10 protein-coding genes are annotated in these 14641 nt (G+C 46.4%); 3 read left to right on the top strand and 7 right to left on the bottom strand.

The annotated features are described in order from the left end of the window. Positions 1-6: 6 nt before the first annotated feature. The 4 genes from ACFQS8_RS13885 to ACFQS8_RS13870 are packed head-to-tail and all read right to left on the bottom strand — an operon-like array spanning position 7 to position 6527. Positions 7-759, bottom strand: coding sequence for an SDR family NAD(P)-dependent oxidoreductase (locus ACFQS8_RS13885; protein ID WP_382168378.1), 753 nt, complete (start codon positions 757-759; stop codon positions 7-9). A gap of 45 nt (positions 760-804) precedes the next feature. Further along, positions 805-2118, bottom strand: a complete 1314-nt coding sequence (locus ACFQS8_RS13880) for an MFS transporter (protein WP_382168376.1) — start codon at positions 2116-2118, stop codon at positions 805-807. Between the two features lie 36 nt (positions 2119-2154). After that, a complete protein-coding gene (locus tag ACFQS8_RS13875) occupies positions 2155-4329 on the bottom strand; it encodes a heparinase II/III domain-containing protein (RefSeq protein WP_382168374.1) in 2175 nt (724 codons plus the stop codon). After that, entirely contained in the window at positions 4326-6527 is a 2202-nt protein-coding gene (locus ACFQS8_RS13870; protein ID WP_382168372.1) for a polysaccharide lyase 6 family protein, read from the bottom strand. The genes ACFQS8_RS13875 and ACFQS8_RS13870 overlap by 4 nt, the downstream gene beginning before the upstream one ends. Positions 6528-6831: 304 nt before the next feature. On the opposite strand from ACFQS8_RS13870, the gene ACFQS8_RS13865 reads away from it, so the two are divergent. Next, on the top strand, positions 6832-9867 hold the full coding sequence (locus tag ACFQS8_RS13865; RefSeq protein ID WP_382168371.1) for a TonB-dependent receptor: 3036 nt from the start codon (positions 6832-6834) through the stop codon (positions 9865-9867). 120 nt (positions 9868-9987) lie between these two features. Further along, positions 9988-10746: a FadR/GntR family transcriptional regulator gene (locus ACFQS8_RS13860; protein ID WP_382168369.1), complete on the top strand. Its 759-nt coding sequence runs from the start codon at positions 9988-9990 to the stop codon at positions 10744-10746. Positions 10747-10840: 94 nt separating this feature from the next. Here the strand turns inward: ACFQS8_RS13860 and ACFQS8_RS13855 are convergent, their stop codons facing one another. Then, a complete protein-coding gene (locus ACFQS8_RS13855) occupies positions 10841-11371 on the bottom strand; it encodes a YkgB family protein (RefSeq protein WP_382168367.1) in 531 nt (176 codons plus the stop codon). A 117-nt stretch (positions 11372-11488) separates the two neighbouring features. On the opposite strand from ACFQS8_RS13855, the gene ACFQS8_RS13850 reads away from it, so the two are divergent. Then, complete coding sequence (locus tag ACFQS8_RS13850) at positions 11489-12088, top strand: TetR/AcrR family transcriptional regulator (protein ID WP_382168365.1); 600 nt, start codon at positions 11489-11491, stop codon at positions 12086-12088. 61 nt (positions 12089-12149) lie between these two features. Here the strand turns inward: ACFQS8_RS13850 and yghU are convergent, their stop codons facing one another. Both yghU and ACFQS8_RS13840 read right to left on the bottom strand, forming a co-directional pair. Next, positions 12150-12989: a glutathione-dependent disulfide-bond oxidoreductase gene (gene yghU / locus ACFQS8_RS13845; RefSeq protein WP_382168363.1), complete on the bottom strand. Its 840-nt coding sequence runs from the start codon at positions 12987-12989 to the stop codon at positions 12150-12152. An 85-nt stretch (positions 12990-13074) separates the two neighbouring features. Then, positions 13075-14625, bottom strand: coding sequence for a sulfatase (locus tag ACFQS8_RS13840; protein ID WP_382168361.1), 1551 nt, complete (start codon positions 14623-14625; stop codon positions 13075-13077). Positions 14626-14641: the final 16 nt, after the last annotated feature.

The following is a 14641-nucleotide window of genomic DNA, read 5'->3' as shown; positions in this document are numbered from 1 at the left end:
AAAGTCTTACGAGAAGGCCAAACCGCCATTCACGTCTAGGTTTACGCCATTCACGAAAGAAGCTTCGTCTGACGCAAGATAAGCAACAACATCCGCAACTTCGTCAGGATGTCCTTCACGACCAAGTGCTGTCATGCCAGCAAGCTTCGCGCGCACTTCGTCTTTAGAGAATGTGTCGTGGAATGTTGTAGAGATAAGACCAGGGTCAAGTGCGTTCACACGAATACCTTTTGGTCCAAATTCTTTTGCCATTGAACGCGTAAATGTCATCACAGCACCCTTTGACGCAGCATAAGCCCATGCTCCGCCGCCGCCGCCATCACGTGCAGCTTGTGATGCAAAGTTCACAATTGAGCCACCTTTTGGCATGAATGGAGCTACAGCTTTGGTTGTTAGGAATGTTGAGTTGAAGTTCAAACGCATAACAAAATTCACGAAGTCTTCGTCCATCTCAGCAAGCGGCTTACGTGCAACAAGGCCACCTACAACATTTACAAGAACATGAATTTCCTTGCCGAAAGCTTCTTGTGTTTTGCTTACAAGGTCATCTACATCAGCAGATTTTGTCATGTCGCCTTGTACAAGAATTGCTTCGCCACCAGCTGCTTTCACAGCATCCAAAGTTGCTTGTCCATCTTCTTCGCTATCGAAATAGTTGATAGCTACTTTTGCGCCTTCTTTAGCCAATTTCAAAGAGATGCTACGGCCAATGTCACGTGCACCACCAGAAACGATCGCTACTTTATTTTTAAGTCTCATTACGAAGAGTCCTTTAGGTTTGTTAGAAAAAAATTGATATTTGAATTATTGAGAAGCTTTGGTTTCTGCCTCGAGCGGTTCAATATTCCCGCAGAGGAACCAGACGCTTGCCATGCTTAGAATTGCCAGAGCCGCCCCGATCAAGAATGCTGGTGCATAGTTTCCACCTTGCGTGAGCCAAGGCACGAGGTAAGTCAGCGCTGCGGCACCAAGCTTTGCTGCCGTTCCCGCATATCCAGCTAAAGATCCGACAGATTTACCGCCGTAAAAATCACTTGGAAGCGTTTGGATATTCCCAATAGCTGTTTGGAAACCAAATAGGATGACAGCCATAAGCAAGACAGCAAGAACTGGTGTTGCTGCGACAGACATCGCCAAAAGAGCCGGCAACATTAACAATCCACCAAGCGTGATTGTTAGCTTACGGGTTGCATTTACAGACCAGCCAGACGCTAAGCGGTTTTGTGCCAATAGTCCGCCAAACCATGCTCCGAGCATCGCGCCAACATATGGCACCCAAGCATATAGTCCGATTTCTTTCACATTGAACCCGAAGCTTTCGCTTAGATAAATCGGGATCCAAAATACAAATAGCCACCAGATCGGGTCGATGAATGCGGCCGAAAGAATCGCACCCCAACTTTGTCTACGAGACAACATTTGACCTGTCGTTGGGTTATAACCTTCTTGGCGAACGACTTCTTTCGCGTTTGAATCATCGCGCTGACCAGTAAGAATGAATTCACGTTCAGCTGGCGTAATCCAAGGGTGAGTTTCTGGATCAGATTTCATCAAAATCCACCACGGAATCAACCAGACTAATCCAACAAGACCAACCAAAATAAAGATTGCATGCCAGCTAAAATGTACGGATAGAAACGCGATAATAAGCGGCGAAACAATACCACCGATAGCGGCACCAGAATTAAAAATTCCTTGCGCTAAAGCACGCTCTTGAACAGGGAACCATTCCGCATTTGCCTTTGTCGCACCAGGCCAGTTACCAGCTTCAGCAACACCCAGAATACCACGGAACAAGCTGAAGGTGAGCACACTGTTAGCAACGGCATGCAAGGCGGTGGCCAGTGACCATACACCAATGGACATCACGAACCCCAGACGGGTACCTACCCAGTCGAAGAGTTTACCAAAAATGGTTTGTCCCAGTGCATATGAAAACACAAACACAACTGAGATCGTTGCATAATACTGCTTTGTTTCATCGGCACTTTTATCTGGCCAAATTTCTGTAGCCATATCCGGCCAGAGATAGCCAAGCGTACCGCGGTCAATATAATTGATAATCGTGGCAATCGCGACAAGGGTGACGACCCACCATCGTAAACCTGCTATTTTCATGATCTGGTCTCCCCTATGGTTTGGACCTTGGTGGCTTTATTGCGTGACATGAACTGCCCCACTCCACTCTACCTGCTTATTTTTATGTGATATTTTATGAGTTTGATCAGCTTGCGTATCGTCAGCAAGGTAGATGGTGACAACATCACCATTCTTCATGGAGACGGTGTAAGCCGTCGCTGTCTCAAGCTTATCAGTGCTGATTTGCTCAACAGAAGAACCATCGAAAACGGTGACTTCTTCATCATTGTCATAACGACCATGACTTTCATAAACCGAAACAAAGCCAGCATTATCTGCTTCAGTACGCAGGATTAACGCCTGCTCTTTCCGGAAATTATGGTTTGGGTCATTCGCACCCAATTCTGTTAAATAGGCTTTATATGGCCCATCAACGGCAAACGTCATGGTGTAGAATTTGTCACCAATCAACCATGACATATCCTGTTGCCCCTCTAGCTCTGGAGAGACAGCTCTTTGCCATAAGTGTTGGTATCCATTAGCTTTTCCGAACACATTCATCTGTGTTGTTTCATGCTCTAAAGGGAAATTGGTTTCAATCAATTGGCCTTTGTAATGCACAGGGAGGTCATATACATGCCCGTCCCCACTTTGACCTCGCAATATGTCAATGACATATGGCGCGATCCCATCTTCTCGTGGAACCATCGCGACAACACGCTGAAGATTTACACCTTCATAAGCTGTATCAACCTCTGCCGCAGCGACTTGGACACCATTGATATTTCCAAATTTCAATACGTCTGGGCTAAATTTTTGGGACTCTCGCCAATCACCATCATAGTGACTTTTTTCATCTACAACCAATGTGTTATGCGCGATTGTCTGCTTACCGTAAGAGTCATTTTCAGGTAGGTATCGACCGCCAAACTTAGCTTCGACATTCAAGAAGCGCACAGCCCCATAATCTGCAACGACTTCAGACGCATTGTCGTAGTACAACAAGCCCAGCTTATCAAAATGGCCATGCCCCAAACCTTGCGTTGTCGCTTTCATCACGACAGCCGAGGCGTCACTTTCTGGACCCGAGCGAAGCACCATCAATGCTCCCTCATCCCCATTGCGACCATCACGAAGTTCTAAAGATTTGAATTCAAACGGTTTTGCTTTTCCAGCTGCAATGTCGTCCAACAATTTGCGACCTTCAGGCGTAGGCACAACGCTACCGTCCTGCAGTTGCACAGCCCCTAAAAGGGTTGGGTCATTCGTCAGATCATATGCAACGGCTAACCCATATTTAAGCTCGACTGTGTTGAGCCCTTTTTCTCGGATGGCGTCATTGATTGGAAAAAATTTTCCGGCATAGCTTTGCTGAACTGTCGCGCGGATCGCTTTTAAAACAATACCATCGCGATATTCAAATATTTTGCGCTCGGGTTCGTTTTTCTCAATCGCTTGTGAGAATAATACGAACGGCATCATTGCATAGCGCTGATAATAAGGCCCCTCAGCATAATATCCATCAGGCGAAAACAGCATATCCATCTGCTTTAGAAAGCCTGCTTCACCATCTTGGCTCAAACCAAGAAGCGATTTTTCAACGCGCTCTTGCTGCCCCAGCACATATCCAGTCATACCCACAGCTGCTGCGGCCCATGTGCCGTGGTTATGTATGCGGTCAAATGTCTGCGGAGATCCAATGGACAAGAAGTCAGCCATTGGGTTTAGCACGCCAGTTTCTATCTTCTCGCGCGCTTGCGGACTTAAGTCATCTCGAAACGTTTCATAGCCTTGAATAACATATACAAGCCAAACAGCTTCATTTAGCCCTTGCCAGAAAAGTTGCCCAGCTGTTGAAGGCTTATGCTCTGGGTGAAGGCCAAGCGTTGGGTAAAGCTCTGCGTAGTCTAATAGAATGTCGCGCGCAAAATTTTTGTATTTTTCATCTCCGGTATGCTGGTACAACATACCTGCTTCATAGATGGTTTTGCCGTTTTGCTTGTGTTGTTCATGCGTGTACCCACCACCAGCGTCAGCAGGAACAGGAACCGGCACGTCAGTCAGCATGCGGGCATCAATACTTGCCGCCAGCGCAGTCATCTGCGCATCGAAAGCAGACACAGACTGCGTTGAAATATCGGACTTTTCTGCTGCTTGCACAGTCTCGGAGCAAGCTTGGCTTAAACCTAAAGCTAAAACAGTTACCCCGGCTTTTAGCCATGATGATTTATATGAAAAATTGCTGATCATTTGCGCAAATCCTCTATTTTAAGGATAGTGTCCCCCTCATGCCCTATCCATGCATTGCCACTGAGGTGTGGCTGGGGTTTGCCTGTCGTTATTGTGAATAGCGCCTGCTTGCCGCCTGCTATGGTGTTGTCTTCAAGCTTCAACACCTGAACCCCATGGAGGTTAATTGCAGGCTCTTTTTCATCGCCGACACCATCAAATCCGGAGGACTTTATAACAATAGCTGGGCCGAATGTGCTTTCATCCCTACCGCCGCGATACACATCCACAGCGGGACCTTTCACATTCTTAAATTCGCTATTTTCAATCTCCAAGAATTCAACATTATACATGCCATAATCATCTGTTTCTGCATCCAGCTTCACCACTGAACCAGACACATCTGAAAAAGAGGAATTGAAAATTTTGATCTGGTGATAGAGCGTGCCTTTCGCGGCGCTCACAATTGAGAAACTACGGTTCACAACGAAGTCTGTGAATGTTGAGTTTGAAATCTGCAATAGGTGGTTGCTTCCTCCGCCTATAGCGCTTGTTGTGATCAAGCTATTGCCCACATTATCAGGCGCTTTGCTTCCCACAACATTCAGGCCGTCCAGCTTCAAACCACCCTGCCCAGACAACACAAAGAGGTTTCGGCGTTCAAATGATACGTTCACTTTGCCTTCAGCGCCTGGTTTTGCCCCGATTGTCACAGGTACACGCAGCTCAATTATTTTTGCTTCGTTATAATCACCCGCATCAAGCCATAAGTGATCACCAGCTTTTGCTTTTGCAATCGCGTCAAAGAGAGCATTTTCTCCAGCGTTTACATTAATATCACTGCCGCCTTCAAATGGAGATTTCGCTGTCGCCTTAGGATACCAATCGACGCCAGTCTCTTCACGTGCAACACCGTAATTGTCCACAGCGACCTTCTGGGCAAGGTCTGTTAGGACCTCAAACCCAGAAGATATCGCCTTGGGAGGCTCTGAATTTACTTTATTCCCGCTAAACTCAATTCCGCTCATATCATCGTGCAGCGTAAAAGGTGTTTGCCCATCAGCGTTCATGATCACATTGTTCTTAAAGGCCGAGTTGATTGGCACAGCTGAACGCTCAGCATCACTACCCTCGCCCAATTCAATTGCAGCAATATTTTCAAACACATTGCCTTCTATGAGGGCATTATCGACTTGATGATATCGGTTGATGGGTGAATTAGGTACGCCGTTCATAACAACAAGCGCACCCGAAAAACGTTCACCCGTTAAATCTTTAAAACCGTTATTGCGGATAGTTTGATCGCCATTGATAACGCGCACGCCACCAGTGTAAGGCGCGCCATTCCCATCAAATAAGTTTTTCTCAACACTTGTTCCGTTTCCATGGCGCAGAGTTAGTGTGCCCCGTGACTCAAAGAAGGTGTTGTTACGATATGTGTTACCGCCTGATTTATTTGAAATAATTTCAACTTCGCCGCTGCATCGGTCAAAATAGTTATACTCAACCAACGTATTTGAATTGGTAAGCGAATAATGGCTTGTACCGATACGGAATGTTTCTCCACCATTTGACCCCAGCACAGGACGAGGACCAAAATAGTTGTGGTGGACATGATGATTGTTGTCTTGGCTTTCTTCTGAATTCAAACGCACGACCATTGTTGGCCCCGAGTTTAGTTTTCCAGAAAGATGATTGTGGTCGAACTCGTTATTCTTACCATACATAACCACCCAAGAATCGCGCTGTGTTCGGTCTGGGTTGGAATAGTTTTCTATAACGGTATTCGTAACACGGCTAGAATTTGCAAGCGATTTACTATCGCGGCGAAAACTGATCACTTCATTGCGCGGGGTGTAGCCATCGCGGAACACTAAGCCCGACACAATCAAATGCTTCCCGCTGAGGCGAAGGCTTGATTGACCAGACAAAATAACACCGCCCGGAGTCTCACCCGTCAACCAGATCGGTTGCTCAGCACTACCCTCACCTTCAAGCACAGCATCAAAATCACGCCATACACCATCGGCAAGAACGATCATGTCTCCAGCGGTAACTGTTTTAACCGCCTGCTCAAACTCATCTTGTGTGTGAACGACAATACGACGAACGGAATCTACCGCCTCATCCACCCGCTCGACCGGCACGCTTTGTTGAGGAAATGCACAGGCAGATAGCCCCATAACACTTACCGCAATGCAAATTGCTCCTACCCTCATTTATTCCTCCCGATCGACATGTCTTTTTATGTTTTCAGTCATCCTTATATTCATCAGCAACATTGTCAACCAATTCAACAGACCAATTTTACAGAATTACTGAAAAGGCGTAGGAATTCGGTATATACACCCTGCATTTAGTGATAATATTGCAACACACACACCTCTAAATCCACAAAAAAACCGCCATTTCTCGATAAAGGTCCGCGCAATTGGTTGACACATCCGGTCTAAAAGTCATCCTACCAGCACAAAATAATAAATAATAATTCTACAAAATAAGTCTTAGGGAGAGACTCAAAGAATGACGATATTCAAAAAGAACGCTGGTGCCGCTACTCATAGTAAGGCGCGCCTTATCAAATTGGCCCTGTTGGGATCAGCTGCTCTTTCATTTAGCGCACCATCTATCGCGCAGGAGCAAACGCAGTCCTCGTCTGAAGCGAGCGATGAATCACGTACGCTAGATAAGATTGTGATCACAGGTTCTCGCGCAACCATTCAAAATACAATCGACCTGAAGAGAACCAACTCAAGTATTGTTGATGGTCTTTCAGCTAAAGATATTGGTGACCTACCTGCCCTTTCAATCGGTGAAGCTCTAGAATCTATCACGGGTGCCGCCTCGCACCGTGAAAACGGTGGTGCGACCGAAATCTCTATTCGTGGTCTTGGTCCTTTTCTAAGCTCGACGACATTTAACGGCCGCGTCGCAACAAATGGTACAGGCGACCGATCAGTGAACTTCTCTCAGTTCCCATCTGAGCTTATGAACAAGCTAGCAATCTATAAGACACAAGACGCGAGCCTTATTGAAGGCGGTGTCGCAGGTCTTATCGCATTGGAAACCCTCAAACCACTCGACTACAACCAACGCCGCTTCCAGTTTGATCTTAAAGGTAACTACAACCCCGATCAACAAAACATAGACAACACTTTGGCTGGAGATATTGGCCACCGCTTTACAGCAAGCTATGTCGACCAATTGGACCTTGGAGATGTTGGACGTCTAGGTTTCTCCATTGGAGGGCAAATAAGTGATATCTCTCAGCCCGAGCAAGAAATGCGCTCTTCTAGCCCGTCAGGCTCATCACTATTTGCATGTATAGCTGACGCTTCTGACCCCGACTCACGCGGGTATGCAGCAAGCAGCTCAGGCGATTGTGAAGACCAAGGCCCTAACCCAAGCAATAGAGATGGTTACAACACAACTATCGACCCAGAAACAGGCTTAGCCGTTGATAATGGGCTAGATTATGCATGGGCTGGTTCTTCTCGTGGATATCGCCAAAATGACACGAATGACAAAAGAGACTCTCTTTTTGCAGCATTCCAATGGCAGCCAAATGACCGCCTAGATATTAATGCAGACGTTCAATGGTCTGAGCGCACCCAACTTGAAGATCGTCACGACTTAAACTTCTCCAACATGAAGCGCAGTGTATCGGGCGACACGCTCGACAGCCTCATCTTTCAAGACAATGGCGTCGTGCAATCTATCACGACACAGTCTGACATTGAGTCAAATGGTGAGATTTATGAACGGACGGAAGAATATCTCGGTTACGGAATTAACGCGAGTTTCGACGTAACTGACAGATTGACAGTATCAGCCGACTACTCCCTATCGGAAACAACTAGAGACGAGCTTCAAGTTTCCTTACGCGTATCAAGTCAACGCGGACCAGGAAGTGGCGGGCGTGAAAACGTAAGTTGGACACGTGACAGTGACGGCTTTGTAAATTTCACAGTGCAAGATTTTGATGTCACCGACATCACAAACTACACTGATGGTGTGAGAGCACGTGTTGACCGCGATGCAAACCGCAGAAACACAGTTGAAGCCCTACGCCTTGATGCCGAGTATGACCTGAACATGGGGCCAATTACGACCATTGAAACAGGGCTACGTCTTTCTGACTTGGAATATGTAAGTTTTGCAGGAACACGCGACACCTACACAACCGGCGACTTAGACCCAGACAATATCCCTTGTGCATCAAGCTTTTCTGAAAGCGGCTTCCTAAGCAGCGCATCTGGCGGAATCGTTACGCAAATTGACGATGCTGGAAATGTTGTAAACACAACAAACAGCTGGGGCGTGTTTGATAACCAATGTCTACTAAACTACATCCTTACTGAAGAAGGCGAAGGTCCACTCGCCTACCCAGATAGCGACCCAGATGCTCTAGGCAACATCAATGTTTTAGAAACAACATTAGCAAGCTATATTATGGCGAGCTATGAAACATCACTTGCTGGAAAACCACTTACAGGTAATTTCGGTGTCCGTGTTGTTGATACAAAGGTGAAATCCCTTGGTAACCGTACGCCAGTTGTTACTGTCGTTGATCCAAATGATGGCACACTCTCCCTCGATACAGCAGGCGACGCTGTCGTTCTATACGGTAAAGGTGAGTACACAGAATTCCTCCCAAGCTTCAATGCAACGTTAGAGCTTCGCGATGACATTCTACTTCGCGCTGGTTTATTCCGTGGCATGTCACGCGCAGACCCGGGCGACATGAGCTTTGACCGCGACTTCAACGAAAACAATGAAGAAGATGCACCAACGACGCTTGAAGAATTGGTGACGGTTGAAGGTACAGGTAACCCAAATTTCCAACCTCTTATGTCTTGGAATTATGACTTGGCTGCTGAATGGTATCCAAACGATGACTCCATCTTGGCTGCGAGCGTATACTACAAAGACTTCACAGGCGGATTTGAGAATTCAACTGTTCTAGAAGACTTCGTGATTGACAACCAAACTGTCACGCTTCCAGTAAGTGTGTCAGCGACGAATGAAGACACGGCAGCTCTTTATGGTATCGAGCTAACTGCTTCTCACAACTTCTCATACCTTCCAGGTCTTTTGAGCGGTTTGGGTGCAAAAGTAAGCTTGAACCTTGCAGAATCTGACTTCGAATTTGAAGACAGCCTATATGGTGATCTTGGATATCGCGACGCTGATGGAAATTTTGTTCAGACAAATGTTGGCATCGTACAACCGGGCAACGTACCAGGCTTCTCGGACACTGTGTTCTCGGGTCAAGTTTACTACCAAAAGGGTAAATTCGACAGCTCCATCATTTACAAATATCGTAGTGAATACTTCCAGCCTTACACAAGCAATGGAACACGCTTGCGCTATGTTGGAGATGTTGGCGTCTGGGAAGCACGTGCATCCTATGACCTCACCGACAATTTCTCTTTAAACGTATCAGCGATCAATCTGTTTGATGCACCTAAAGAGCAATACTTTTTCACCAATGATAACTTAGGTGAAGTGAACTACTATGGGCCACGCGTATTCTTTGGCATCAAAGGTAAGTTCTAAGATCTAAGACCAGTCGCTCTGTTTTTTAGACACTTGAATTGGCATGACAAATTGGTATATCATGCTCATTAAGAGAGTCGAAAAACAGAGCTCACTGTAGATATGGCAGATTTAGAATAAATGGCTGATCAAAGATTATATAATAAGGTCGCGAATGAGATCCTGAAAATGATCGATTCCGGCATGTATCCCCCCGGCACACGTCTACCTGGCGAACGCGAACTTGCAACGAAATTCGATGTCAGCCGCGTCGTCATTCGTGAAGCCGAAATATCCCTCGAAGCCGTTGGTCGCGTGGAGATAAAAGTAGGATCTGGTGTATATGTCAGAGAACCCAAAAACTCACTTTTCGGCCAATCGCAACTTCCTTCAGTGAGTGCATTTGAGCTCACACAAACAAGGCTTTTGTTTGAATCAGAATGTGCAGCCCTCGCCGCCACGATGATCACAGATGAGCAACTTGTTGCGCTAGAAAACACTATTATTAAAATGGGTGAATCCGCGAATGGTCACTCACCTGATGGCGAGCAAGCAGACCGCGAATTTCACCATATTATCACGCAAGCGACCCGCAATAGTGCCAATGAATTTTTCATGGAGCATTTATGGCGGATGAGAACCGAAATTAACGCGGTTAAAAAAGTCTATGCCGCCGTATGTGTTGAAGATTCTGCTCATCGCGTGAATGAGCATGTTGAAATCTTAAATGCACTTAAATCGCGCGATCCTGATGCAGCACGCCGCACAATGAGAGAACACTTCTCTCGCCTATTAGAAGCCCTCTTGGATGCCTCAGAGCAGCAAGCCATTGAAGAGGCCAGACGCCGCTCCTCCGTAGACCGCGAGCAATTCCTGAAATCTGCAATACACCACCCTTAAAATGCAATAGAGCGGAGCGTTTCATACGCCCCGCCCTCGCTTTATCTGCAACCTTCCTCACCAATCAACAAATCAATGAGGTATGGTTTGCGGCTTATGCGGCCTCATCTGCAATTTTACTTAGCGCGTTGCCTGCAAGGAAAACCGCACCTGCAAGTAACACAATGTCTTTCAGCAAGAATTGCCCCGGCACGACTGAAAGCGCGGGAAAGCCTCCAAGGCTTGGCTCCCAACCCGGCGCCGTAAATAGGAAGCTAAAGGTTACAAGAAACGTCGCCACAGCAGCTAATGCACCCAATAAGGCAGCTTTCGGGAATTTAGCTCCAAATGCGATCAGTAACGCAGTTATAATTTCTGTTGTCCCGATCAAGTTTGATACCCCCTGCACAGACAACACGCTGTAGAGCCAACTCACGAGCGGACTAGATTCTACCAGACCTTTAATTGCGCCAGCCTCATAAGCTGTAAATTTCATGGCACCAATCCAACCCAACACCGTCACTGTTGAAAAGCGCAATGCATGCACACCCCAAGCACTTATTTTCGTTCCCAGATCAGCAATCTGTTGAACTGAATAGCCAGCAATTTCAGCAGTCGCATTTTCGTAATTTGTAGAGTTCGTCATTTTATTCTCCCATTGTTGACCTATCGGTCTAAAATTTGATACAGATGCTCTTGGACAGCGCCAATGAGACCTAAATATCAATAGTGTACCATTCGGTCAACAATAGGATTATCACGAATGCGTGAAGATGAAAACACAAGAAACCCCGGTCGCCCACGCGAATATGATGAAGATGAAACCCTTACAAAAATCATGTCTCTATTCTGGGAGAATGGATATGAAGGCACAGGGCTAAGCGATATTATTAAATCAACCGGCCTACAAAAAGGCAGCCTCTACAAAGCCTTTCAAAGCAAGCATTCAATGTATTTGCGAGCATTGGCGCATTATGAAAAACTCAATGTAGATACAGCCGTTGAATACCTACAATCAGACAATCCTCCTCTCAAGAGGATCAAAACCTTTCTGACAATTCCAATTGATGCGGCCTTTAGCGAGAATGATCGCCGAGGATGCTTTCTTTGCAATGCCTCCGCAGATCATGCCGCAAATGATCCTGAAACCCAAAAGCTTGTCCTGCGCGGCTATGGCAAAATGCAAAACGCTCTCACTCTACCTATCAGCGAACTTAGACCCGAATGGAGCAAGGAACAAACCCTGCAAACCGCGCAATTGATTTTGGTCATTTATTCTGGCCTGAGAATTATGGCGCGCTCGGCCACAGACAAAAATACACTCCTTGGCGCACGCGATACCGGTCTAACTCTCCTCGCATAGCTCACAAAAAAGGGCAGAAAACACACTGTGCCTCTGCCCTTTTTTATTCTTCATCTATAAATTAAATGTCGCTAGCATCATGGCGTTCCGCCACCTGTCCAGCCTCATCGCCCCATACGCGATTGACCTTGACGCCTCGCTTAACCGCTGGACGGTTAGCTATTTCCTCTGCCCAACGCTTTAGATTCTTATATTCGTGCACAGACAGAAATTCCGCCGCTCCATAGAGTTCACCAAGCACAAGATTTCCATACCAAGGCCAGATCGCAATGTCTGCTATCGTATATTCATCGCCCGCGACGTATTTATTTTTACCCAGCGCTTTGTCCAACACGTCTAGCTGACGCTTCGTCTCCATTGTGAAGCGGTTGATTGGGTATTCAAATTTTTCGGGTGCATACGCATAGAAATGGCCAAAGCCACCTCCTAGATATGGCGCAGATCCCATCTGCCAAAATAGCCAATTCATCGTCTCAGTGCGCGCTGTCGCATCTTTAGGAATAAGCGCATCAAACTTTTCGGCTAGATAAAAAAGAATAGACCCCGATTCAAATACGCGCGTTGGCGAACCACTCGTGTGATCCATCAAAGCTGGAATTTTTGAATTTGGATTCGCTGACACAAAACCAGAGGTAAACTGATCACCCTCTGTAATTTGAATAAGCCACGCATCATATTCCGCACCTTTATGGCCCAGTGCCAGCAGCTCTTCGAGCATCACCGTCACCTTCACCCCATTTGGCGTTGCCATTGAATATAACTGCAAAGGATGCTTACCAACGGGCAAATCTTTTTCACTGGTGGAACCAGAAATAGGCCGATTAATATTGGCAAACTTCCCGCCATTTCCCGGCTCCCATTTCCAAACCTTAGGGGGCGTATATGTATCGTTCTCAGCCATGTCTTGATATCCTAGTAAATTCAAATCTAGTCATATAGATCGACCTTAATTTGATCTTTTCAAGCTGAATTTTGTATTTTGACGATCACGGCTGCGTGATGTTTGGCTCCCACGGTCTCTCTTCGCTTCCCTCTTTCGCTCTTAAAAAATGTGCGTCTGTTTCTTGATACCATTCGAGCAATAATTGTTTCAGTTGGCGCACAGTGTCTGGGTTTTCAGATGCTATATCATTCGTCTCACCTACATCTTCTTCGAGATTGTAAAGTTGCACCTCTCCTGTTTCAAAATTTTGCAACAATTTCATATTACCAAGCCTCACCGCCGCACCCGGAAAACCACCTTGATTGCTGTAATGTGGGTAATGCCAGAATAATGGACGTGGCTCGGCTACATTATAATTTTCTTCCTTCAATAGAACAGAAAAATCCAGTCCGTCAGACATGCTCACTGCTACGCTTTGCAGACCATTCATTGCAGCTAGGCTTGGCAAAAAATCTTGTCCCGAAACCGGCATATCCACTCTAGTAGACGCGTTTGCTGCGTCAGGAAATTTCACAATAAAGGGAACCCGAATGCCGCCTTCATACAACCAGCCTTTACCCCCACGAAGTGGCAGATTACTCGTAGGCAAACCTTCGGCAGTGGACAAACCACCATTATCCGATGTGAAGACAATGATCGTATCATCGGCGACACCCGCATCATCAAGTGCCTGCAAGATACGCCCGACGCTCGTATCCATCACCTCTACCATTGCGGCATATTTTGCGTGATTTTGCCGGATTCGAACCTTACGCACTTCTTCCGTATCGGCAAAATATTGGATTTCATCGGCAAAATCGGCTTTGCCATCTTCTACCCATTTATTCTCATATTTGCGGATTAAATCAGCCGGTGCCTGCAGTGGCGTATGCACTGTGTAAAATGCCATATACATGAAAAATGGGTCTTGGTTTTTCGAGAATGTGTCGATTAAACTGACAGCTTCATCTGTCAGACGTGTCGTGAGATATTCACCTTCGGGACCATCTTCCAATCTTGGATTTTTATAAGGTGAGAAATATCCCGCCGCTGGGTGCCCTTTGGAAAATCCACCAATATTTACATCAAACCCCTGATGCTCTGGCCATACCGTTTCGTCTTCTCCCAAATGCCATTTGCCCAAATAAGCCGTTTGATATCCATTCTCTTGAAATACTTCGCCTATCGTCACCTCTTCAGATGCAACCTCTTCCTTCATCAAAGCCGCTTGAAAACGCTCGGCCCGATGAGGCACACCATCTGCGTGGAACCAGTCAGTAGCTTGCAGACGTGTCGGATGTTTACCCGTCATGATCGCAGCGCGTGAAGGACTGCAAACGGGGTTTGCTGCGTATCCATTTGTGAACATAACACCGCTTTGCGCTAAGGCATCGACATTGGGTGTTTCATAAAACGTATCTGGATTGTATGCGCCAATATCAGCATACCCCAAATCATCAACAAGAATGAAAACGACATTCTTCCGGTCAGGGGTTGAGCTTTCGACTTGCCCTTTTTCTCCACCCTCTTGGGCTGCGCATGCCGAAATTAATAGACCAGCAAAACTTGCAGCAATCAGTGATTTTAATGTTCCCGCCAGTTTGTCATTCAGCATATCTCAAAACCCCATT

The organism is Hirschia litorea, assembly GCF_042665075.1.
Taxonomy (GTDB): Bacteria; Pseudomonadota; Alphaproteobacteria; order Caulobacterales; family Hyphomonadaceae; genus Hirschia; species Hirschia litorea.
The sequence above is the reverse complement of the archived record's forward strand: the minus strand, read 5'-3'. Positions and strand labels throughout refer to the sequence as shown.